The 21,478-nt window shown below is 50.6% G+C and carries 15 protein-coding genes; 11 read left to right on the top strand and 4 right to left on the bottom strand.

Features of this window, described 5'->3' with window-relative positions:
• The first annotated feature begins 110 nt into the window (after positions 1–110).
• From pyrF to IE117_RS17985, 7 genes are all read left to right on the top strand, one after another.
• Positions 111–950 (top strand): orotidine-5'-phosphate decarboxylase, encoded by an 840-nt coding sequence (pyrF, locus tag IE117_RS18015; protein ID WP_189565861.1) that lies wholly within the window; start codon positions 111–113, stop codon positions 948–950.
• A 91-nt stretch (positions 951–1,041) separates the two neighbouring features.
• Positions 1,042–2,244 (top strand): diaminopimelate decarboxylase, encoded by a 1,203-nt coding sequence (gene lysA / locus IE117_RS18010; protein ID WP_229581100.1) that lies wholly within the window; start codon positions 1,042–1,044, stop codon positions 2,242–2,244.
• An 80-nt stretch (positions 2,245–2,324) separates the two neighbouring features.
• On the top strand, positions 2,325–3,125 hold the full coding sequence (locus IE117_RS18005) for an alpha/beta hydrolase (RefSeq protein WP_189565860.1): 801 nt from the start codon (positions 2,325–2,327) through the stop codon (positions 3,123–3,125).
• An 87-nt stretch (positions 3,126–3,212) separates the two neighbouring features.
• Positions 3,213–3,854, top strand: a complete 642-nt coding sequence (locus tag IE117_RS18000) for a hypothetical protein (RefSeq protein ID WP_189565859.1) — start codon at positions 3,213–3,215, stop codon at positions 3,852–3,854.
• Positions 3,855–4,041: 187 nt separating this feature from the next.
• Positions 4,042–6,357 (top strand): PSD1 and planctomycete cytochrome C domain-containing protein, encoded by a 2,316-nt coding sequence (locus IE117_RS17995; protein WP_189565858.1) that lies wholly within the window; start codon positions 4,042–4,044, stop codon positions 6,355–6,357.
• A 102-nt stretch (positions 6,358–6,459) separates the two neighbouring features.
• Positions 6,460–7,914 carry a DUF1501 domain-containing protein gene (locus IE117_RS17990; protein ID WP_189565857.1) on the top strand — a complete coding sequence of 485 codons (1,455 nt, stop codon included), beginning with the start codon at positions 6,460–6,462 and terminating at the stop codon, positions 7,912–7,914.
• 50 nt (positions 7,915–7,964) lie between these two features.
• The gene (locus tag IE117_RS17985) at positions 7,965–10,127 is read left to right on the top strand and encodes a c-type cytochrome domain-containing protein (protein ID WP_229581098.1); all 2,163 of its coding nucleotides are present in this window, start codon (positions 7,965–7,967) and stop codon (positions 10,125–10,127) included.
• Between the two features lie 54 nt (positions 10,128–10,181).
• On the opposite strand, the gene IE117_RS17980 is transcribed toward IE117_RS17985, so the two are convergent.
• Entirely contained in the window at positions 10,182–11,648 is a 1,467-nt protein-coding gene (locus IE117_RS17980) for an energy transducer TonB (protein ID WP_189565856.1), read from the bottom strand.
• A gap of 126 nt (positions 11,649–11,774) precedes the next feature.
• Between IE117_RS17980 and IE117_RS17975 the strand changes: the two genes are divergently transcribed.
• On the top strand, positions 11,775–12,134 hold the full coding sequence (locus tag IE117_RS17975) for a BlaI/MecI/CopY family transcriptional regulator (RefSeq protein WP_189565855.1): 360 nt from the start codon (positions 11,775–11,777) through the stop codon (positions 12,132–12,134).
• A 2-nt stretch (positions 12,135–12,136) separates the two neighbouring features.
• The gene (locus IE117_RS17970) at positions 12,137–14,143 is read left to right on the top strand and encodes a M56 family metallopeptidase (protein WP_189565854.1); all 2,007 of its coding nucleotides are present in this window, start codon (positions 12,137–12,139) and stop codon (positions 14,141–14,143) included.
• 78 nt (positions 14,144–14,221) lie between these two features.
• Here the strand turns inward: IE117_RS17970 and IE117_RS17965 are convergent, their stop codons facing one another.
• From IE117_RS17965 to IE117_RS17955, 3 genes are read right to left on the bottom strand one after another with little or no spacing between them, the layout of a single operon-like run.
• Positions 14,222–15,853 carry a sulfatase family protein gene (locus tag IE117_RS17965; protein WP_189565853.1) on the bottom strand — a complete coding sequence of 544 codons (1,632 nt, stop codon included), beginning with the start codon at positions 15,851–15,853 and terminating at the stop codon, positions 14,222–14,224.
• A gap of 50 nt (positions 15,854–15,903) precedes the next feature.
• On the bottom strand, positions 15,904–17,691 hold the full coding sequence (locus IE117_RS17960; RefSeq protein ID WP_189565852.1) for an arylsulfatase: 1,788 nt from the start codon (positions 17,689–17,691) through the stop codon (positions 15,904–15,906).
• Between the two features lie 47 nt (positions 17,692–17,738).
• The gene (locus tag IE117_RS17955; protein ID WP_189565851.1) at positions 17,739–18,728 is read right to left on the bottom strand and encodes a 3-hydroxyacyl-CoA dehydrogenase family protein; all 990 of its coding nucleotides are present in this window, start codon (positions 18,726–18,728) and stop codon (positions 17,739–17,741) included.
• A 114-nt stretch (positions 18,729–18,842) separates the two neighbouring features.
• On the opposite strand from IE117_RS17955, the gene IE117_RS17950 reads away from it, so the two are divergent.
• Both IE117_RS17950 and IE117_RS17945 read left to right on the top strand, forming a co-directional pair.
• A complete protein-coding gene (locus IE117_RS17950; RefSeq protein WP_189565850.1) occupies positions 18,843–20,306 on the top strand; it encodes an arylsulfatase in 1,464 nt (487 codons plus the stop codon).
• Positions 20,307–20,327: 21 nt separating this feature from the next.
• Positions 20,328–21,464, top strand: coding sequence for a hypothetical protein (locus IE117_RS17945; RefSeq protein WP_189565849.1), 1,137 nt, complete (start codon positions 20,328–20,330; stop codon positions 21,462–21,464).
• Positions 21,465–21,478 lie beyond the last annotated feature (14 nt).

Genomic DNA, 21,478 nt, shown 5'->3' with positions numbered 1-21,478 from the left:
TTTGTTTGGCTATTGATGGTTAGAATTGGTACTCGCCGCTTCTGTAATGGCTGGCAAATTTATGAATCTATCGGGAGAGGTCGTAATTTTGCCCTATTATTTCCGCTCTTATGACTTCCGAAGAACTTTTTTTACAGATTAAAGCAAAAAAATCCTATCTCTGCGTAGGTCTGGACACTGATATCAGGAAAATTCCTCAACATTTGATGGCGGAGGAAGACCCAGTCTTCGCTTTTAACAAGGCAATAATTGACGCTACTGCCGATTGTTGTGTGGCATACAAACCCAACATCGCCTTTTACGAAGCTCAGGGGCCGCAAGGCTGGGAAAGCCTGCGGAAAACGCTGAACTACATTCCCGATTCGCACTTCACGATTGCCGACGCCAAGCGCGGCGACATCGGCAATACTTCCGGCCTGTACGCAAGGACTTTCTTTGATGTGGCGGCGGCGGGCCTGGATTTTGATGCCGTAACCGTAGCGCCATACATGGGCCACGATTCGGTGGAGCCTTTTCTCGAGTACAAAACCAAATGGGTGATTCTGCTGGCGCTCACTTCCAATCCAGGAGGAGACGACTTTCAGCGGTTGAAGGTCGATGACAAACCCCTTTATGAACACGTGCTGACTACCTCCCAAAACTGGGCGGATTCCGACCGCCTGATGTACGTCGTAGGGGCTACCCAGGCCGACGCGCTGAGTCATATTCGCAAAATCGTACCCGAACATTTTTTGCTCGTACCGGGTGTGGGGGCGCAGGGGGGAAGCCTGAAAGAAGTGTCGCGACATGGCATGAACAAACACTGCGGCCTGCTCGTCAATGCCTCACGCAGTATTCTGTACGCCAGCAGCGGAACTGATTTTGCTGAAAAAGCCCAGGTTGAGGCCAGGACGGTTCAGGAGGAAATGGCCCATTACCTTTCAGAATTCATGAGTCCAGGAATTCAGTAGGTCATAGTATTTTATCTTGAACAGAACTGACGGGTTCCTCTCAATTGCTAAACTACCCCCGAAAAAAATTAAAACTATAAATTCAGATACTTTGAACTCCTCCACCCTAATTGAGCTCACCCAGCAACACGGTACTCCTCTTTACGTGTACGATGGCAGTATAATCCGCCGCCAGGTAAAGAGCTTGCAAGATGCCTTTGCCGATGTCGATATGCGCATCAAGTACGCTTGCAAGGCGAATACCAATCTGGCCATTCTGCGACTCATGCGCGAATTGGGCGTGGAAATCGACGTAGTTTCCATGGGGGAAATGCAAATGGCTTTACTGGCAGGCTATGCGCCGGAGCAGCTCACCTTTACGCCCAGCGGTGTGCCTTTCGAGGAAGTACGCGAGGCGGTCGAGGCAGGAGCCAAAATTAATGTGGATAGTCTGCCACTACTCGAATGGTTCGGTCAGAACTACGGTGATACCCAACCCTGCCTGATCCGTCTTAAGCCCAATGTGGCGGCGGGCGGCAACGCCAAGATCATGACCGGGCACAGCGACTCGAAATTTGGGATTTCGGTACTGCTGCTGGACGATATAATGAATATTGTTGAGCGCTATAATCTCAAGATCATTGGGCTACACCAACATACGGGTTCAGATATTAAAGAAGCGGATGCTTTTTTACAAGCCTCGGAGGTTATCTTCAAAGCCGCCATGCGCTTTCCGGATTTAGAAATCATTGATTTGGGCGGCGGCTTCAAAGTTTCGTACAAACCAGGCGATACGACTACGGATATGCAGAGGCTGGGCGCCGAAATCACGCGCGGCTTTCAGGACTTTTGCCAAAGCTATGGCCGCGAATTGCAACTGTGGTTCGAACCGGGCAAGTACCTGGTGAGCGAGTGCGGGCAATTACTGGTGCAGGCCACGGTCATTAAAGAAGATCCTGCCCGTGATTTCGTCCACGTGGATTCAGGTCTAAATCACCTCATCCGGCCCATGATGTACGGGTCGTATCACCATATCCTCAATCTATCCAATCCCGATGGCCCTGCTCGTAACTACGACGTAGTCGGCTATATCTGTGAAACCGACACCTTCGCAACCGACCGCGAACTACCCGAAGTACGGCCCGGCGATATCCTGGCATTTCTCAACGCGGGAGCTTATGGTTTTACCATGAGTTCGCACTACAACGCCCGCTACCGCCCCGCCGAGGTGCTGGTCGATGAAGGGGAGGCCCGTCTTGTTCGGCGACATGAAACCCTGGACGATTTGCTTCGCACCCAGCTCGATTTGAATTGATGATAAGCATGCAGCCTGTGGTAGATATCATAGGTTGCATGCTTATATAGCGTCAGCGTTTTTACTTCCCAGACTGTTCCATGGCGCATCCTTTCCGCACGCTCGAAGTTTCCGACCCTCGTTTTTCAAATGAGGGTGTGCACTATATTACTGTAAAAACACCAAACCTGCAGGGCCGGGGGGACATTAGCGTTTTTCTGCCTCGGAAAATCTCGTGCCCCCTGCCATTGGTAATTCTGTTACATGGAGTTTATGGAAGCCACTGGGCCTGGACGATGAAAGCTGGCGTTCACCAAACGGCGCAACGATTGATTGATGAAAATCGGATAAAGCCCATTGCACTTGCCATGCCATCCGATGGATTGTTTGGCGACGGCAGCGGTTACCTGCCACACTCAGGACACAACTTTGAAAAATGGATTCTGGATGATGTTCCAGCGGCGGTTGAGGCCGCCTTCCCCAGCATAGAATTTGACCCTGATGCCTACTTCATTGCGGGACTGTCCATGGGCGGTTACGGGGCCATGCGTTTGGGAGCCAGATTCCCGCAACGCTTCCGGGGGTTTGCCGGTCATTCGTCCATTACCGAGCTTGAGCAAATGAGCCAGTTCGTTGAAGAATCCGTTTCTGATTATGCGCAAAACGAGCCACGGGATGCATCGGTGCTGGCGCAGCTGGTGAAAAACAAGAATTTTCTTCCCCCCTTTCGATTTGACTGCGGGCTGCAAGACTCGCTATTGGATGCCAACCGGGCGCTTCATGAAAAACTCCTTGAACACCACATCCCGCACGAATATCAGGAATTCCCGGGTGGACACGAATGGGACTATTGGGAGAAATACATTGAGAAAACCCTGCTGTTTTTTGACCATTTTAGATAAGCAAAGCTCAAATCAATCGTTGTGAGTCGGGTAGATTGCCACAGAATGGACTTTTAAATCTAAACACAACCCTACTCATTATAACGGATGTCGATACACCTCCCTGCTTTCATTAAAAAAGACCTCATCCAGCAGAAAACAGTCCGCGACTACATCGAGAACAAAGGTCTGCGGATACCCTGCGATTTTGACCAGCTGGACACGACCTGTTACAAGCCCGCCGAGAGCGATTCGTATCATGTCCACACCAAGTCTTTCTTGATAAAATCAGATTTGGATACGGTATGGAAAACGTACCTGACCATCCCCCCCCGAGAAACATGGCGTAGCCGCATGGTCAGTTTTGGCTGTATGTATTGCAAACAAAGTAAGTCCTTGACTTACCTGAAGGATAAGTACAATGGCCTTAGTGAGGGGCAGGTCTTGTTTCTGAACATCAGTTTGTTTTGGGGCATGGTGAACATTGCAGTGGCACACCAGATTACCCGCATCGACCAGAAAGAAAAATATATTGAGTTTTCTTACATAGAAGGAGGGAAAACCGAGGGTAGCCAGCGGCTTATTTTCCAGGAAACCAATGATTATCAGACAAGAATAATCCACCGTACTACTTATCGGGGTAAAACCAAATCCTACATAAGAGAGAAAAGGCTATATCCTTACCTGCATGGTAAAGTGATCGCGGCCTTTCACCGCAATGTGGAGCAGAAGGTGCTGGAGATCGGCTGATAACCAAAAAAAGAAAGCCCCAGGCGGAGCTTTCTTTTTACAATCAATTACCTATGAGAAAAACTTTACAAAAAAATTCTTCCTTTTCATAACTGACGATCCGGTTAGGGTATTACCCTGACATTATCAAAAAAAAATGCGCTTCAATTTAGGGAGCAGGATATCCACATTCCCGGAAACACTACCAATGCGCAAAAACTTCCTCTTCATCGCGAGTCTGTTTCTCCTGGCCACCGTTATTCAGGGATGCGGAGAGAATGCGTCCGGCCTGACATCAGAGACCAGGCTACCGGACCAGGTCAGCTACAACTTTGACATAAGGCCCATTCTTTCGGACAAATGCCTGGCCTGTCATGGTCCAGACGCCAACAAACGTGAAGCCGGCCTGCGACTTGACCTGGCGGAGAATGCCTTTGCGGCCTTGCAGGAAAACCCGACTGCTCACGCTCTGGTCGCAGGGAAGCCGGAACTTTCCCAGGTTTTTCTACGCATCACTACCGAAGATTCCACCGAGCGGATGCCTCCTGTGGACTCCAATTTAAAGTTGACGCAACAAGAGATTGAGCTGATCGAGAAGTGGATCACGCAGGGGGCCAGGTACGAAAAACATTGGGCGTTCGACCCGCCCGTAAAGCCAGCCTTACCCAAAGTGGACGATACGGACTGGCCACAAAACGAACTTGACTACTTCATTTTACAAAAACAAGAGCAGCGAGGGTTGGCTCCCAATGAGGAGGCGGATAAAGAACGTCTCCTTAAAAGACTGAGTCTGGACATTCTGGGCTTGCCACCCACTTTGGAAATGCAGAACGAATTCCTCGCGGATACCCGTCCTGACGCTTATGAGAGAATGGTAGACCGGCTCTTAAAAATGCCGGCCTACGGAGAAAAAATGTCCCTTCATTGGCTGGATCTGGCCCGCTACGCCGATTCGCACGGCTACCAGGACGACGGCTACCGTACCCAATGGCCGTGGCGTGACTGGGTGATACACGCCTTCAACCAAAACATGTCCTATAAAAAATTCGTAACCTGGCAGCTCGCGGGGGACCTGCTGCCCGATAGTAACAAAGAGCAATTACTGGCTACGGGCTTTAATCGGAACCATAAGATTACCGAAGAGGGGGGCATCATTAATGAAGAGTACCGATTGCTCTACGTTACCGATCGCAACGACATGTTTGGGAAAGGCTTGTTGGGCGTGACGCTGGAATGCGCCCACTGCCATGATCATAAATACGATCCATTTTCCCAAAAGGAATACTATCAGATGTTCGCGTTCTTCAATAACGTGAAAGAGGTTGGCCGGGAGTCGGTCATTGGGGGGCCGGAAACCTACGCCAAGAAGCCGCTGATGGAGATTAGTGAAGAAGACACGCAAAACATCCTGAGTTTTATCAACAAGCCTGATACCAACCGCCTTATTGTATCGGTCATGGGTGATCTGGATTCTACCCGGAAAACACATATCCTCAAGCGCGGAGTTTATGATGCGCTTGGCGACGAAGTAGAGCCGGGAACCCCCAGTTCGATCTTGCCTTTCAATAAAAACTACCCCAAAAATCGACTAGGCTTGGCCCAGTGGCTATTTGACAAGAAAAATCCACTGACGGCCCGCGTCTATGTGAACATTCTTTGGCAGGAATTTTTCGGGAAAGGCATAGTCAAAACCTCCGGTGATTTCGGCATGCAGGGCGACCTGCCCACGCACCCCGCCCTGCTCGACTGGCTCGCCGTGGATTTTATGGAACATGGCTGGGACATTAAACGGCTCGTGAAGCAAATGGTGACTTCGGCTACCTACCGCCAATCGGCCACAGTGAGTAAAAAGAAATTGGCAGTAGACCCCGAAAACATTTACCTGGCGCGTGGCCCCCGCTACCGTATTCACGCTGAGTACGTCAAGGATTTGGTACTTGCCAGCAGTGGTTTGCTCAATCGCAGCATCGGCGGACCGAGCGTAAAACCTTACCAACCCGACGGCCTTTGGGAAGGCGCAACTTCGGGACGAGGTTTGCTGTCGGTATACAAACAGGACCATGGCAGCAAACTCTACCGCCGGGGCATGTACACCCTTATCAAACGTACGGTACCCCCGCCCGTGATGGGCATCTTTGACGCCAGCAACCGTGACCTTTGTGAGGTCAAGCGACTAAAAACCAACACGCCGCTGCAAGCACTCGTCATGATGAATGATCCCGCCGTGCTGGAAGCCTCGCGGGTTTTGGCCGCCAATCTATTGAAGGAGAAAAGCAGTGTGAATGAAAAATTAACGAATGCATTTCGTCTGATTATCTGCCGAAAGCCCAGCGCTAAGGAGTTGAATATCCTGACAAACTACTACGAGAAACAACGGAGTACCATTACGCCCGAAGCCGCCCACAAGATGCTGACGGTGGGAGAATACCCAATGACCCGGAACCTTGATAAGGTAGATCAAGCAGCACTCATGCGTGTAATTTCTACAATTTATAATTTAGAAGAAGCGATAACAAAGACATAGGCAATCAATTTTCAATGAGCGATTTAGCGAATGGGAGAAGGTTGCTTTCGCACCTATACTCCAAAATTCTCTCCATCCCTCACTCTGTCATCCCCGAATAGTATGCACAACGCCCAAACCGAACACGGCTTCACCTTCAATCGGCGTCGTTTCCTTTCTTCCATGAGCCTCGGAATCGGAGGCGTGGCATTAGGGTCTCTGCTGATGCCTGATCTTTTCACGGGCGGCGAAGGTACTTTGGACGGGCTGGCACCGGGGATTCCACATTTTGCTCCCAAGGCCAAGCGGGTCATCTATCTGTTCCAAAATGGAGCGCCTTCGCAGCAGGAGTTATTTGATTACAAACCCAAACTCCGCGACTTGCAGGGCGAGGAAATCCCACCCTCGGTGCGTGGCGACCAGCGCCTGACGGGCATGACGGCCAACCAAGCATCATTTCCCCTCGTGGGTTCCTTCGTGGATTTCCAGCAGTACGGACAGTCCCGGGCGTGGGTGAGCAGCCTGATGCCCTACACGGCAAAAATCGTGGACGACCTTTGTTTTGTAAAATCGATGTACACGGAGGCGATCAACCACGACCCGGCTCTCACTTTCCTACAAACGGGTTCGCAACAAGGCAATCGACCCAGTATGGGTTCCTGGCTGAGTTATGGCCTGGGCAACGAAAACAAAAACCTGCCTACTTTCACCGTCTTACTATCGCGGGGTGTGGGAAACGGCCAGGGCGTGTACTCCAAATTGTGGTCGAGCGGTTTCCTGGATTCGGTACATCAGGGCGTGCAGTTCAGCAAAGGCGAAGACCCGGTGCTGTACCTAAGCGATCCGGAGGGCATGAACCGCAGCGATCGACGCGAAATGCTGGACAACCTTTCGGAATTGAACGACCTTTCGTACCAGGAATTTGGCGATCCCGAAATCGCGGCCAAAGTCAAACAGTACGAGATGGCCTACCGCATGCAGACTGCCGTCCCGGAAGTGATGGACCTGTCCAAAGAATCGGATGACATCGTGAAGCTCTATGGACCCGACTGTCTGGTGCCGGGTACCTACGCGGCCAACTGCCTGCTGGCGCGCAAACTATCGGAGAACGGCGTCCGTTTCGTCCAACTTTATCATCAGGGCTGGGATCAGCACGGGGATTTGCCTTATGAAATCACCCAGCAGGCCAAAGACGTGGATCAGGCTTCCGCGGCTCTCGTCACCGACCTGAAACAAAGGGGAATGCTGGATGAAACACTGGTGATCTGGGGTGGGGAATTTGGCCGTACCAGCTACACCCAAGGCAAACTAACCGCCGACAACTATGGGCGCGACCATCACCCCCGCTGTTTCACCATCTGGATGGCCGGCGGTGGCATCAAGCCCGGAATGGTGTACGGCGAAACGGACGAATTGGGCTACAACATCGCGCACAATCCGGTTCACGTTCACGATTTTCAGGCCACAGTACTGCACCAGTTGGGGCTTAATCACGAAAAACTGATTTTCAAGCATTTGGGCAGGCGATACCGGCTGACGGATGTTTCAGGAAAAGTGGTCAGGGACATTATCTCATAATTTTGAATATTGACGGGATAGCCCGCGCCGGGATGAATGAGAGAATAACTATGAGGTACATAGCGGAGAATCTCCTTTTGGGACTCACCATCACCATTGCTTTTCTGCTGGTTTTTGAAAGCAATCTGGTGCTTCCAGTTTGGTTGCAGAGCTTTGGGCGTCTGCACCCGATGCTGCTTCATTTTCCACTGGTGTTGCTGATCGTGGCGGTGATTCTGGAATTCTTTCGCTTCTCTCCTGCCAATGCCGCCAATGATTTTTACCAGAACTTCTCAAGAAATTTCCTGCTATCCGGTGCTTTGCTGGCGGCGGTCACGGTCGTAATGGGCTTATTTCTGGCGCAGGAAGAAGGCTATGCGGGCGATACACTTTTCTGGCATAAGTGGACGGGCGCCGGCATTTTCTTCCTGTCTTCTGCCCTGTACTTTGTGCGGAATGCGAACTGGTACCGCGCTCCTGTCGCCAGGGCGGGGGGTAGTTTACTCCTGCTGGTACTTGTACTGGGTGGACATTTCGGGGCGTCGCTGACGCACGGAAATGATTATGTGTTTGCTCCTTTCAAGGTCGACGAGGCTACTGTACCCGTTCCGTTTGAGAAGGCATTGGTTTTTAACGATGTTATTTTACCCATCTTCAATCAGAAATGTGTGGGGTGTCATAATGCCGACAAACAGAAGGGCGGCTTGTTGCTGACCGATGCAGAATCTGTCATGAAAGGCGGGAAGAATGGGGAGTTGTTTGTGGCCGGACAGCCCGAAATCAGCTTATTGCTGCAAAGAATACACCTGCCGATGGAAGAGAAAAAGCACATGCCTCCATCGGGCAAAACCCAGCTTAGTCCCGAGGAGATTCGCCTTCTGGCACTTTGGGTACAACGACACCAAAGTTTCAAACAGAAATTAGCCGACCTTCCCGTGGGCGATTCGCTTCGCGTATTGGCCGCTGCGAGATTTCAGCCCGCCAATGCCGACGATATCTTTGATTTTGAGCCTCCGTCAGAAGATGTGGTGACGGAGTTGAACACGGACTACCGTACAGTATCTTTCCTGGCGAGGCAGTCGCCGGCGCTGGAAGTAAACATTTATAATAAAAGCGAATACGCCCCGCGGCTGTTGGAAGAACTACGAGCCGTTCGAATGCAAATCGTGGACCTCAACCTGAGCAAAATGCCGGTTAGCGATCAGGACCTGTCCATCGTGGCTACTTTTGAAAACCTGCGCAACCTGAACCTCAACTTCACCGAAATCAGCGCCAGGGGTCTGCATAGCCTGGCCGCCCTACCCTACCTTAGATCGCTCAATCTATCCGGCACGAAGCTAAACTTCGATGATCTGCATAAGCAATTGGGCACCTTTAAAATGCTGAAAAGCGTGTCGGTCTGGGACACAGAGCTTACCGGAGAGCAAATAGCCCGACTGAAAAAAGACCACCCCAACCTGAATGTTATTGGTGGTTTCGTGGACGATGGTAATTCTCCCTTAAAGCTAAATCCACCGCAGGAAGGAAATGCGTCCACGGTCTTCGATAAAGAAATCGCTCTCCGCTTGAAGCATCCCATTCGGGGTGCCACCATCCGCTACACTACCGATGGCAGCGAACCGGACAGCCTGACTTCGCCCGTTTTCAACGGAAAAATGACGCTTACAGAACCCGCAACGATTAAGGCCAAGGCGTTCAAAAAGGGTTGGCTAGGCAGCGAAACGGCTACCTTCGATTTTTTCAAAAGTACATACGACCCCGATAGCCTGCGGCTTCTGTACCCATTGAACAGAGTACATCTGGCCGAGGGAGCGGAAACCTTTTTCAATAAAAAACTGGGCACTATCGGGGCAAACAATCCGGCCTGGGCCAACTTCTGGGCGGGGGTGCGGGATAATGACCTCGGGTTGGTCGCTACCTTCAAGGCCCCAGTTACTATTTCATCGGTAGGGCTGCATTACATGATTGAGGAGGATACGGGCATTTTCCCGCCTGAGTGGGTGGAAATCTGGGGCGGAGCAAGTGAAAAGGAAGCGAAGCTACTGGCCAAAGTTAAACCAAGGCAGCCCCAAAAAGGCGAGTTTGAGAGTCTTCAATCCCTGGCTGGAACTTTCAAACCCCAGCCGATTGGTTATCTTAAAATAATCGCGAAGCCCGTAGAAAAAATTTCGGAACAAAATACCCAAAAGGGCAGAAAAGCGCTCTTGTTGGTCGATGAGATGTTCATCAACTAAATGTCACGAAAACGTTTGATTACCTTCCGCTTACGCATATAAAAAGACAATTTGCTATCTTGAAAACGTCCGAACGGACACCGTAGATTCAGTATTGAATCCGATGGGCATGGTAAATCGCTGTTTGATAGCCATACCCTTGTGCATACCGGGCAGCCATTTGCCACTCATTAGTTTGATGACCCGAAGCGCTTCATCGTTCAGGCTCTTTCCAGCACTCTGCTCGATGCGGTAGTCGCTGAAAGTACCATCCTCATTGACAACATAAGAAATGGCTACTTTGCCCGTGGTATTGTTTCGACTGGCCTCAACAGGGTAGCGAATATTTTTAGCCAGAAAACGGTACATTTCCTGCAAAACCTCCTGGTAGCGTGGCGCTATCGGGTACTCGCTTTCGTAAGCCGTCTCTTTCCCGCTCAGTACGGTTTTTCCATTTATGAATTTTCCATTCTCGTAAAACTCCTCATATACCAGTGTGCTGTCGGCCAGTTGCCCAACCCAACGGCCCTGCTTGCGATTCCCGTTCACTTTCCCCTGCTCAAAAACGACCAATCCGTTCAGCGAACTACCTGAAAGTTTGGCCCAGCCGTCACCTTCGGCGACAAGCGGCAATCCATCGCTGCCCCACACCTCGTGGATGACAGTGCCCGTAGCGGGGTTTGTTTCTATTACGCTATTCATTAATCCTGTGTCGTGCCAGATTGTGGTGTTGAGCGTGCTGTCTACCTGAGTTTCGTATTTACGCAGCATTCCGTTCAGATAGTATTCCTTATGCAGGTAAGGAGCCTTTCCCATTCCCGGATAGGCTGTAAGCGATAGCAATTTGCCATCTTTTTGCCTGACTACCTCTTCCCACGGTCCACCCGAATTGTCGGTGCGAGTGGTGGCCCGGATGGCCCGCACAGAGTCGGCACCGCTGGCACCGTGCACCTTTACCCACATCTCCAATTTTTCATAGGGAAATGTCACAACGTCCTGCCAGCCCTTGCGACGACTTTGCTGAAAATGTACATCGGCGCGTATCATTCCATATTCATCCACGGGAATCACACGGCGATACGCATACTCACTCTCTTCCCCAGTCAGCACCTGATCTTTGTCAAAATATTCATACAATACATTTTCCCCCGGGTCGTAGTTGGGAATTGGAGGCGAGCGAAAAAATACCGGGTAGGTGATTTCCTGCCGCACGGGTTTTCCGTCCTTACGGGCAGGCTGCCAGGAGCGGTACAGGCCAAGTACCCGCAGTGCTTCCCGGTTGCATAAGCTGTCAACGGATTTGACCACTTCCATACTGGTAAAGCGTCCGTCGGGTTCAACGATTCCCTTCACGTACACGCCGCCATTCAATCCTTTGGCTGCCGCCTCGATCGGAAGCCGGAGATTGGCGGTGATGAATTGATTGAGCAGCATCGTTCCGCCCGTTGGGTTAGCGGATTGCTCGACTTCCTGGCTTTGGTACACCGTCTGGGCAAAAACAGACATATTGAACAGGGTCAGGAGGAGTATAATAGTTCTCATCGGAGTTGTGTAGTTTTTGATAAAAGTACTGATCAACAACGATACAATTGATGCCAATCACTATTTTTTTTGATACCATTTGCTTTTCTACGAAACTCTCGTAGATTTACGAAAAAATCGTAGATAATGGAAAAACTAACCCAACAGGAAGAAGAAGCCATGCGGGCCGTCTGGAAAACAGGCTCAGGGAACATCAAGTCGTTTATAGAGCATTTCGACGAGCCGCCGCCCTATACTACCCTGGCTTCTACAGTCAAGAATCTGGAAAAGAAAGGTTACGTAAAAAGTGAATTGATTGGAAACACGCTGCTGTACGCCCCGACAATTGAAGAAGCCGACTACAAACAAAAATTCCTGGGCAACGTCGTGAAGGATTACTTCGCAAATTCCTACAAAGAGTTGGTCAGCTTTTTTGTGGAGAAAGACAAAATCAACGCAGAGGAGCTTCGGGAATTGATTGATTTGATAGAAAATAAACCCAAATAATCATGACTCTCTACCTGGTATACCTGTTAAAACTCTCCGCCAGCCTGGCATTGGTCGGGCTGTTTTACCAATTGGTACTTCGGCGGCTGACATTCTACCATTGGAATCGTTGGTACCTGATGGTGTACTCCGCTCTGGCCTTCTTTATACCGCTAATCAACCTGAACCAGGTCTTGCCCCCCGAAAAACTGGCAGGAATTCCCACGATGGCAGAGACGCGGTTTATAGCTTCCGGCGACGCCGGCCTAAGCGACGACAGCAAAGTGCAAACCCGCTCAAATCTAAACCAGGAAATTCCAAGCCAACTACCCATTCTCGAAAAGAGCGATTCGGGCGTTTTCATACCGCACTTGCTGGTTGCGTGCATTATCTCGGGCATCGCTCTGTTGCTCCTGCGCTTTGCCTTTTACCTCATTTCTTTCGCCAGAATAAAAGCCCGCTCCCAACTCGTATCGAATGCTGATGGCATAAAGGTCTATCATGCCGACCGAAAAATTCTGCCCTTTTCTTTCGGTAATGCCATTTTCTACAATCCGGATTTGCACAAGGCCAGCGATCTGGAAGAAATTATGCGGCACGAATTGGTGCACGTGCGGCAGCGACACACACTGGATATCCTGTTTGCCGAACTACTCTGTATTCTTAATTGGTACAATCCCTTTGCCTGGCTCATTCGCCACGCCATTCGCCAGAATCTGGAATTCATCGCCGACCGCGAGGTACTTGAAAACGGCACCGACGCGCGAACGTACCAATTTCTCCTCCTGAAAGTAGCGGGTGTCCCGGAATTTCGGCTGGCGAATCAGTTCAACTTCTCTTCGCTCAAACAGCGAATCATTATGATGAATCGTTTGAAATCCACCCGAATTTATCTAGTCCGCTTTCTTTACCTCATTCCGGTTACGCTGGCTCTGTTGGCATTTTTCAGAACAGAATTGGACACCTTTTCGGCGAAAGGGCAGCTCATGGTTCCGATTGAATCCAGTGAAGTCGAGTTTGAATATCTGGCGGGAATACTAATGGATGCCGAGACGGGCGAGCCAATTGCCAATCTAGCCCTGGAAAAAACGGTATCCAAAATAGTGAAGAAAGGTATTAATTGGAGTTCTGTTCCTATCAAAACTTTGGAGACGATTTCGACGGATGAAGATGGCTTTTATTTCTGGAAAATTGATGTGCGTGACCAGCCTGATGGAGACTATGTCTATGAGTTAAAACCAATAGGGGAAAAGTACAGGGATATAAGCCCGTCTGTTCATCACAGTAATCGCAGGTACAGCTACGCAAATCCTAATTTCAACATTCAATTTGTAAATGAAAATGGGAAATCAGGGCACCAGGATTTTTATCGTGTATGGAATGAGATAGAGCCGAGAGGCGGCAGGGTACAAATGGAAAGTAAGGATGCTAAGGATTTACTTCTAAAAAAACTACCTGAATTCGTCGCCCGAAACAGACTGATTGTTGATTTTAAGAAGGAATACTGGAAGCCGTTGAAAATCATCACAAAATTCAGAAATGGCTATTTTAACAAAGACCGCCATTTGCTGGGATACGAAGGGGGGCTTGAATTTTATCTGGATGGAGACAAAGTCGATTATGAAGAGATCAACCGAGAGTTTAGGGGCTATTTAATCGAGCCAGCCAAGCGTGAGTACGACGAAGCCGGAATTAGATCAGGAATCTATAATAAACTCTTCTACCTCACCTTTCCCGTTTTCCGAAAGCCCCCGGACCAGGTTTTGCTGACTGACCAGAATGTCGAATGGGTACAGCCAGAAGATTTCGACCTGGCGATACTTGAAAAAGAGCCTTACATGCTCGACGGCTTCCGCCAAACCTACGGAACGAGTAGTAACCTCATGCCCCTGAAATCGGAGATTAAACGCATCGCCGTTTTCAAAGGCAAATTGGCCCGCTACTACGACCGCAAACTCGATAAACTCTGGTGGATCGAAACCCGACCAGCCGATGAGGTAATGGAAAGGCCGGCTTTTGTGTCCAGGTGACGGCAAAATGAATTCAACAGAAAAGGTCGGCTGGGGTACTTTGGGTACCATCGCCGACCTTTTCTATTTCACTACTATTTACTGCTTTCGATCTTCCGGCTTTCCGGACTTTTCGATGTACGTCTGATCCAACTCTTTCGAGTCCTTGTATTTCACTCGCAGGGCATCGAGGTCTTTGTGCAGCTTGGCCCGAATGTCGGCATACGCCGGATCGTCGTAGACATTCTTCATTTCATTCGGGTCTTTCTTGCGGTCGTACAGTTCCCATTCGTCCACGTCGTAGTAAAAGTGGATGAGCTTGTAGTCCTCCGTCACGATGGCGTAGTGGCGCTTGGCCATGTGGACACCGGGGTACTCGTAATAATGATAATAGGCAGCCTTTCGGAAATTCTCGGTTTTACCCTCGAAGAGCGGCACTAAGCTTTCCCCCTGCATATCGTCGGGTACTTTCACACCCGCTGCCGTAAGCAACGTGGGAGCGAAATCGAGGTTCTGTACCATCTGAGTATTGACGGCGCCCGGCTTGATAACGCCCGGCCACCGAACCAACAACGGCGTCCGGAACGATTCCTCATAGACAAACCGCTTGTCGAACCAGCCGTGTTCGCCCAGATAGAATCCCTGATCAGAGGTATACATGACGATGGTGTTTTCGTCCAGCCCGTTCTCTTTCAAGTAGTCAAGTACCTCTCCCACACCTTCGTCCACGGCGGCGATGCAACCCAGGTAGTCCTGCATATAGCGCTGGTAGCGCCACGCCATCAGTGCCCGGTCGTCCATCCCTTTTTTGTATTTCTCTTCAAAATCGTCGCTGATAGGCTGGTAGTACTTATCCCACTCGGCTCGCTGCTCGGGATTCAGGCGGCCCACTTCGCGTTCAAAGCCTTTGATCGTGTTTCTGCCTTTTTCCAGATTCAATTTCTCCACCAATGCCGGATAAAGCTTTGAATCGCCCGCCCAGAACATGTGTTTCAGGATGTTCATTTCGGCAGTCTTGGCGGCCGTACCCCGGCCCTCGTAGTCATCATACAGCGTTTCTGGTTCCGGGAAAGTACGCTTGGTGTACTCGGGCAAATGCCGCAGGGCAGGAAGCCACTCGCGGTGCGGTGCCTTGTGCAGGTACATCAGAAAAAATGGCTTTTCCGGCTCCCGCTCGGTTTTCAGCCAATTGAGCGTCATGTCCGTAATGAGGTCTGTGACATAACCCGTCAGGGTTATTTTTCCTTCTTTTTTAGTGATGAAATCCGGGTTGTAATACGAGCCTTGCCCAGGCAGTATCTTGAATTCGTCAAAGCCTTTGGGATTGTTGCCAAAGTGCAACTTGCCGAACATGGCCGTCTGGTAACCCGCCTGTTGCAGCAGTTGCGGGAAAGTCATTTGGGTGGTATCGAAGGGGAAATTATTGTCGATCTTGCCATTGAGGTGGCTGTGCTTCCCCGTCAGGATCACGGCGCGGGAAGGCGCGCAAATAGAATTGGTGACGCTTGCGTTGGTAAACTTCATCCCGCCTTCGGCAATGCGGTCAATATTGGGAGTTTCGATCAATTTATCGCTGTAGGCGCTAATGGCCTGATAGGCGTGATCGTCGGACATGATGAAGACAATATTAGGCTGCTTGTTCGCCTTTTTTTCGTCGGCTCCGCCGCAGGCGGTCACAAGCAAAACCAGAGAGAGGCTAAATGCAAAGGAAATCGAGTGGGGTATTTTCATTGTATTCAATAAAAAAATGTTTGAATTAGTCTGGTACTTAAATACCTTTTTCAACGCAACTTACTGATGTAGGCATAAAATGCGCCGTATTCCTGCCCCTGATCGTCGGTGAGCCAGGTTTGTAGTTGCGTGTCTCCGGCGGGTAGGTCCATATCGAAGTCGACGGATTTGCTGCCCGGTTTTACCGCCATCGTTTTTTCGACTGTCCCCGCCTTTACTTTCGCTTTCCGAATCGCCAGCGGTTTTCCTGCGGGATAAGGATCGGCACCCGGTTCGGCGGTTGGGACCGGTGCGGCGGCATCCATAGCAAGGCCACTTTCCAATGGGTAACGGCGCAACGAAACGCGATAGCGGCCCGCGCTGGCCACCGAGATTTCCCAGGGTCCATTCCCACCTTTGGCCTCCCGAATCTGGTACTGGTTCCAGGCTGGAAAATTATCCAACGCAAAATAATCATGGGCCGTCAGGCAAATAACGGGCTGTTTTTCGCTGCCTACGATTACCCGGTTGAATGCATTGCCATGGCGGGAAATGTCTGGCCACCAAGCCTGATACGCTTTTTGCAGTTCATTTACTTTGGCCGGATGCGCCTGCGCAATGTTGTCCTTTTGGCCTGGATCGGTCGATAGGTCGTAGAGCTCTTTACCGTCGATCAGCCGCCAGCTCCCCTGCATGACGGCAGACATTTTCCCTTCCTCCAAGTACCCCTCCCTTTGTGTGTCCGTAATTAAAATGCGTTCGGGCTTAATAGGTTGGTTTTGCAAGAGGCTCGGAGCCAGACTGATGCCGTCAAAATCCGTCTTTGTTTTTGGTTTTATATCGCAAAGGTCGAGTAGTGTGGGGAGCAGATCCACCATCCCCGCCAGTCCGTCCACAGGGCGGGCGGGCAGTTTTTTGGCGGGCCAATGCAAAAAGAAAGGGACGCGGTGGCCGCCTTCGTATTGAGAGCCTTTGGTGGCCCGCATTCCGGCGTTATACCCTTTGTCCACATTTCCTGCTTTATCGAACTTCACTCCGGCGGCGGTACCGTTGTCAGACATGAAAATAAAGATGGTATTCTCATACACACCCGCCTTTTTCAGATTTTCAATAAACACCCCCATTTGCTCGTCGGCATTGGTGATCATACCATAAAAGTCGGGGTTGGGGATTTTCGGGTTGTCCTTGTAAGGCTGACTGTATTTGGGAGCGACGTGGTACGGGCCATGCGGAGCATTCAGGGCAATGTAACACAGGAAGGGCTGACGCTTGTTCTTGTTGACGAATTTCGTTGCCTCCCGAAACCAGACATCGGTGCAGTAGCCCTGGTACTTTTCGGGCTTGCCGTTATGAAAATAGGTATCGTTAAAATAATCATTGTTCCAATAATCAGGGGTTTGGGTCACCCCGCCGCCACCGTGGATAAGCACTTCGTCAAATCCCCGATCCTGCGGACGGAAGGGGTAGTTGTCGCCCAGATGCCACTTGCCAAAAATCGCCGTGGAGTAGCCCGCCGTTTTGAATAATTCAGCCATTGTGGTTTCCCCGGCTCGCAAATATTCACGACCGATGATGGTATGCCATACACCGACTTTATTGCTGTTTTTGCCTGTCATCAGGCTCGCGCGAGTCGGGGCGCAGGTAGTTCCCGAATGAAAATTGGTAAAACGAACGCTGCTCGCGTGGAGCACGTCCATCGTGGGAGTTTTGATCCAAGGATTGCCATGACAGGCTATATCGCCGTAGCCCTGGTCGTCGGTCATGACGATGACAATGTTAGGAGAGGAAGCCGGGCGGGCTTCCCGGTTCTGAGCAATAGTGAGAACCGGCAACAACAGTAGCAAAAGAACAAAACGCATATATCAGAATTTGCAGCAAAAAAATTTAAATAAAAAATATGAATCAACTAGGCCTTACCTTCTTCCCGTTCTTTCAACTTCCTTTTCACTACGTCCCCCGGATATTTCAGGGCCAGTTTCCGGATGTCATAAGTGAACTCGGTAAAAGTTTCCTCCCATAGCTTTGCCTCTTCGGGCGTATACTCATGGAAACCGTGGGCATTGGCAACTCCCCGTCCCCCTTCGCGAACAATTCTATCGATCAGTTCAGGTACTTCAGTGCTGTTGTTAAGTGTGGGCAGCAAGCGCTGCATCACGGTATGGTAGGCCGGTACTCCCGTCAGATCCATCCAGCGGAATACGCCCGCGATGGTCATGAAATATCCGGCATTGTTGCGGCATGAGCGGTCGACATCCTCCACGGTGGCATAGCCGCCTTCCACCAGGCTGATCGCCTCGCGGTACATGGCATACATCAGCCGATTGGTTATGAACCCGGCGATGTCTTTCCGTACCAATATTGGCTCCTTGCCCCATTTGTGCGACAACTCATAGAGGTACTCGCCGTTCTTCAGGTCGGTTTCGTCGCCACAAATAATTTCCAGAAAACGCGTGGTGTGGGCGGGTTCCGTCCAGTGCAATCCCAGGAAACGAGCCGGGTGCTGTGTCAACTGCTGCAGGGTACTTATCGGGATGGCCGAAGTATTGCTGGTCAGCAGCGCATCAGCTGGCAGATGGGCCTCTATTTTTTTGTAGACCTGCTCCTTAATCAATACGTTTTCGATGGTACATTCAATGGCCAGGCGGCAGGTGGCTAGGTCCGCATAGTCTTCGGTGATGATCAGATTTTCAAAATAAAAATCGGGCTGTTCGTCTACCAAACCGTTTTCAACCGATTTTTCCAGATGCTCCCTAATGCGGGCTTCGGCGTGATCGAGATCGGCAGCGATGGGGGCTATTGCCACTACGGGGTGGCCGGCGATTAACAGGCAGGTTGCAATGCTGCATCCCATCAGGCCCAAACCCACCACGCTTACTGGAATTTCCTGGGTAATCATGCGTGTTAAATTGCTTTCTTTGGAAAGCCAACAAAACGCTGCATATACTGTCTCGGAGCCAGCCGCTCCTTTTTTGTATTATTGTCAATAAACAACTACCCCTTTCTACTCACAATGACCCGATTTTTCCTCCTTCTACTTTTCCATGCGGTGACCGTACTGTCGGCCCTTGGCCAGTCTGCCCGGCCTAATATCGTTTATATCTACGCTGATGACCTGGGCTACGCCGAACTTGGCTGTTACGGCCAGAAGAAGATCCGCACGCCCAATATCGACCGGATCGCCAAAGAAGGCATCCTGTTCACTGACTACTACACGAGCACACCCGTCTGCGCACCGTCGCGCTGCCAGCTACTTACCGGTAAGCACGCCGGGCATTCCTACATCCGGGGCAATTACGAACTGGGTGGGTTCCCTGATTCTACCGAACGCGGACAAATGCCCCTTCCGGCAGGCACGGTCACGATTGGCACTGTGCTCCAAAAGGAAGGGTACCGCACAGCCGCCATTGGCAAGTGGGGCCTGGGTATGGGGTATAGCAGTGGGAGCCCCAATAAACAGGGCTTCGACTATTTCTACGGCTACTACGATCAGAAACAGGCGCACAACTACTACCCTACCCACCTGTGGGAAAATGAAAAATGGGACACCCTCAACAATCCCGTTATTAACGTACACCGTCGGCTCGACCCTAAAACGGCGACCATGAAGGATTTTGACTACTACAAAGGCAACGACTACGCCATCGACAAAATGGCCGAAAAGGCGGTCCGCTTTGTACGGGAAAATAAGGACAGGCCCTTTTTCCTGTATCTTCCCTTCACTATTCCACACGTATCGCTGCAGGCGCCGGATGAAGCCGTGGCAGAATACAAGGGCCTCTTTCCTGAAAAGCCCTACTACGGCGGGCAGAGTTATGCCTCGACCCCCTACCCCCTCTCCACTTACGCAGCCATGATTACCTACATGGATAGCAAAGTCGGAGAAATAATGACTTTATTGAAAGAGCTGGGGATCGACGATAATACTTTGGTAATTTTCACATCCGATAATGGTACCACTTTTAACGGAGGCGTCGATGCCAAGTTTTTTGAAAGTGTGGGTCCGTACCGGGGCCTCAAAATGGATGTGTACGAAGGTGGTATTCGCATGCCGATGGTAGCCCGCTGGCCCGGGCGCATCACGCCCGGCAGCGTAACCGACCATGTGGGGGTGCACTATGATGTACTTGCCACCTTGCTGGACGTTGTAAAGACGGACCCCGTTCCCAGCGACGGAATTTCATTTTTACCCACCTTGCTGGGCAAGAACGATGAACAGGAAAAACACGAGTACCTCTATTGGGAGTATCCGGAGAAGGGCGGCCAACTTGCCATCCGGATGGGCAAATGGAAGGGAGTCAAGGTAGATATGAAGAAAAACAAAAATGCCAAATGGGAACTTTACGATCTGCAAAAGGACGAAAGCGAAACAACCGACCTCGCCGCCCGGCACCCTGAACTCATTACCCGATTCGACCAGATCGTAAAGAAAGAGCATAGCCCCTCGCATGTTGAGGCTTGGGAATTTGTAGAGTAGTTAGAATTCAATGAGAAAGTTATGAAAGCAACCCCTACGCCCCTGTTTTCAGGGCTGATATTTGGTATGCTATTGTTTTCCAAAAGCATTCTTGCCCAGTCCAATTGGAGGGTCGCCAGGGATTCTACTCAATTCAACCTGAATGATACGGCCAAAATCTGGCGAAGTGGGGCGGTTTCCATTTCTCAACAGCACAGTACGCCCCTTCGGAATATGGTGCTCGTCAGCACCAGGTACGATTCACTTCTTTCGCGCGGAATGTATTTAGGGGTTAATGAGCCCAGGTACGATCTTGAAACTCCTGACTCTACCGCGGTGGGCATGGTAGTTCGTCCGCAAGACAGCGCCCAGGGGCTGGTAGTTAATAACTACGCTAATTTCAAATCGGGTGTTGACTTCACCGACGTACACACCAGCGCGGGTGAATTCAATCTGTTCCGAGGCTTGCCGGATACCCTGGGGTACCGCGATGGAGGCAATGTAGCCAAGCTGGCAGCCGTGAAGGTATCGGGTACTTTTGGCAACAACGACCGTCCCTACCGGACGGATGACTTTGACTTCATCAATCTCAGGCTTTTTACCAGTAACGATGCGGGCAATGCCGCCCACATCGAAAACTTTTACGGACTCAGGCTCGAAGGTTTCCGCGGAGTCAATTCCGGCATAATAAAAAACGGCTGGGGAATTTATATTGCGCCCTCCCAGCTGAAAAACTATTTTTCGGGCCAGGTGGGCATCGGCACCACCGTCATCGCCCATGCGCTTACAGTTTCGTCCCCAGCCGACCCAATTCAGGTTAGCGGTCTCCAATACAGCAATGAGGATTCCGATGTGTTGACTGTGGACCAACAAGGGGTAGTTCACAAGAAATCGCTACCATCGATCCGGCAAAATTTTGTTACCACCCTGACCGACACCAATCTCTCGGCTGAGACTTCTATGTATATCCATAAGGGCGGGGATGCGTTCTTTACTTTACCACCCGCTAGTGAGCGAAAAGGCCAAAGCTGGCAAATCGTTAACATGGGTTCAGGAATTATCACGCTGTCGGAGCCCTTTTGTGTCGGCAATGAGTCGCGCCTCTATATTTTGAACACGCCTGGCCAGTATTCCTACGAGTTGTTTTCGGATGGGGAAATGTATATTTCCATCAGATAGATTGCACAGAATTA

The sequence above is a fragment of the Persicitalea jodogahamensis genome (assembly GCF_014651615.1).
Lineage (GTDB): Bacteria > Bacteroidota > Bacteroidia > Cytophagales > Spirosomataceae > Persicitalea > Persicitalea jodogahamensis.
This window is presented reverse-complemented; position numbering and strand designations above follow the sequence as displayed.

Bases quoted from the DNA above. Each gene is read 5' to 3' on its own strand.
- pyrF (WP_189565861.1), top strand. From the start codon at position 111: ATGACTTCCGAAGAACTTTTTTTACAGATTAAAGCAAAAAAATCCTAT.
- IE117_RS18005 (WP_189565860.1), top strand. From the start codon at position 2,325: ATGGCGCATCCTTTCCGCACGCTCGAAGTTTCCGACCCTCGTTTTTCA.
- IE117_RS18000 (WP_189565859.1), top strand. From the start codon at position 3,213: ATGTCGATACACCTCCCTGCTTTCATTAAAAAAGACCTCATCCAGCAG.
- IE117_RS17995 (WP_189565858.1), top strand. From the start codon at position 4,042: ATGCGCAAAAACTTCCTCTTCATCGCGAGTCTGTTTCTCCTGGCCACC.
- IE117_RS17990 (WP_189565857.1), top strand. From the start codon at position 6,460: ATGCACAACGCCCAAACCGAACACGGCTTCACCTTCAATCGGCGTCGT.
- IE117_RS17985 (WP_229581098.1), top strand. From the start codon at position 7,965: ATGAGGTACATAGCGGAGAATCTCCTTTTGGGACTCACCATCACCATT.
- IE117_RS17980 (WP_189565856.1), bottom strand. From the start codon at position 11,648: ATGAGAACTATTATACTCCTCCTGACCCTGTTCAATATGTCTGTTTTT.
- IE117_RS17975 (WP_189565855.1), top strand. From the start codon at position 11,775: ATGGAAAAACTAACCCAACAGGAAGAAGAAGCCATGCGGGCCGTCTGG.
- IE117_RS17970 (WP_189565854.1), top strand. From the start codon at position 12,137: ATGACTCTCTACCTGGTATACCTGTTAAAACTCTCCGCCAGCCTGGCA.
- IE117_RS17965 (WP_189565853.1), bottom strand. From the start codon at position 15,853: ATGAAAATACCCCACTCGATTTCCTTTGCATTTAGCCTCTCTCTGGTT.
- IE117_RS17960 (WP_189565852.1), bottom strand. From the start codon at position 17,691: ATGCGTTTTGTTCTTTTGCTACTGTTGTTGCCGGTTCTCACTATTGCT.
- IE117_RS17955 (WP_189565851.1), bottom strand. From the start codon at position 18,728: ATGATTACCCAGGAAATTCCAGTAAGCGTGGTGGGTTTGGGCCTGATG.
- IE117_RS17950 (WP_189565850.1), top strand. From the start codon at position 18,843: ATGACCCGATTTTTCCTCCTTCTACTTTTCCATGCGGTGACCGTACTG.
- IE117_RS17945 (WP_189565849.1), top strand. From the start codon at position 20,328: ATGAAAGCAACCCCTACGCCCCTGTTTTCAGGGCTGATATTTGGTATG.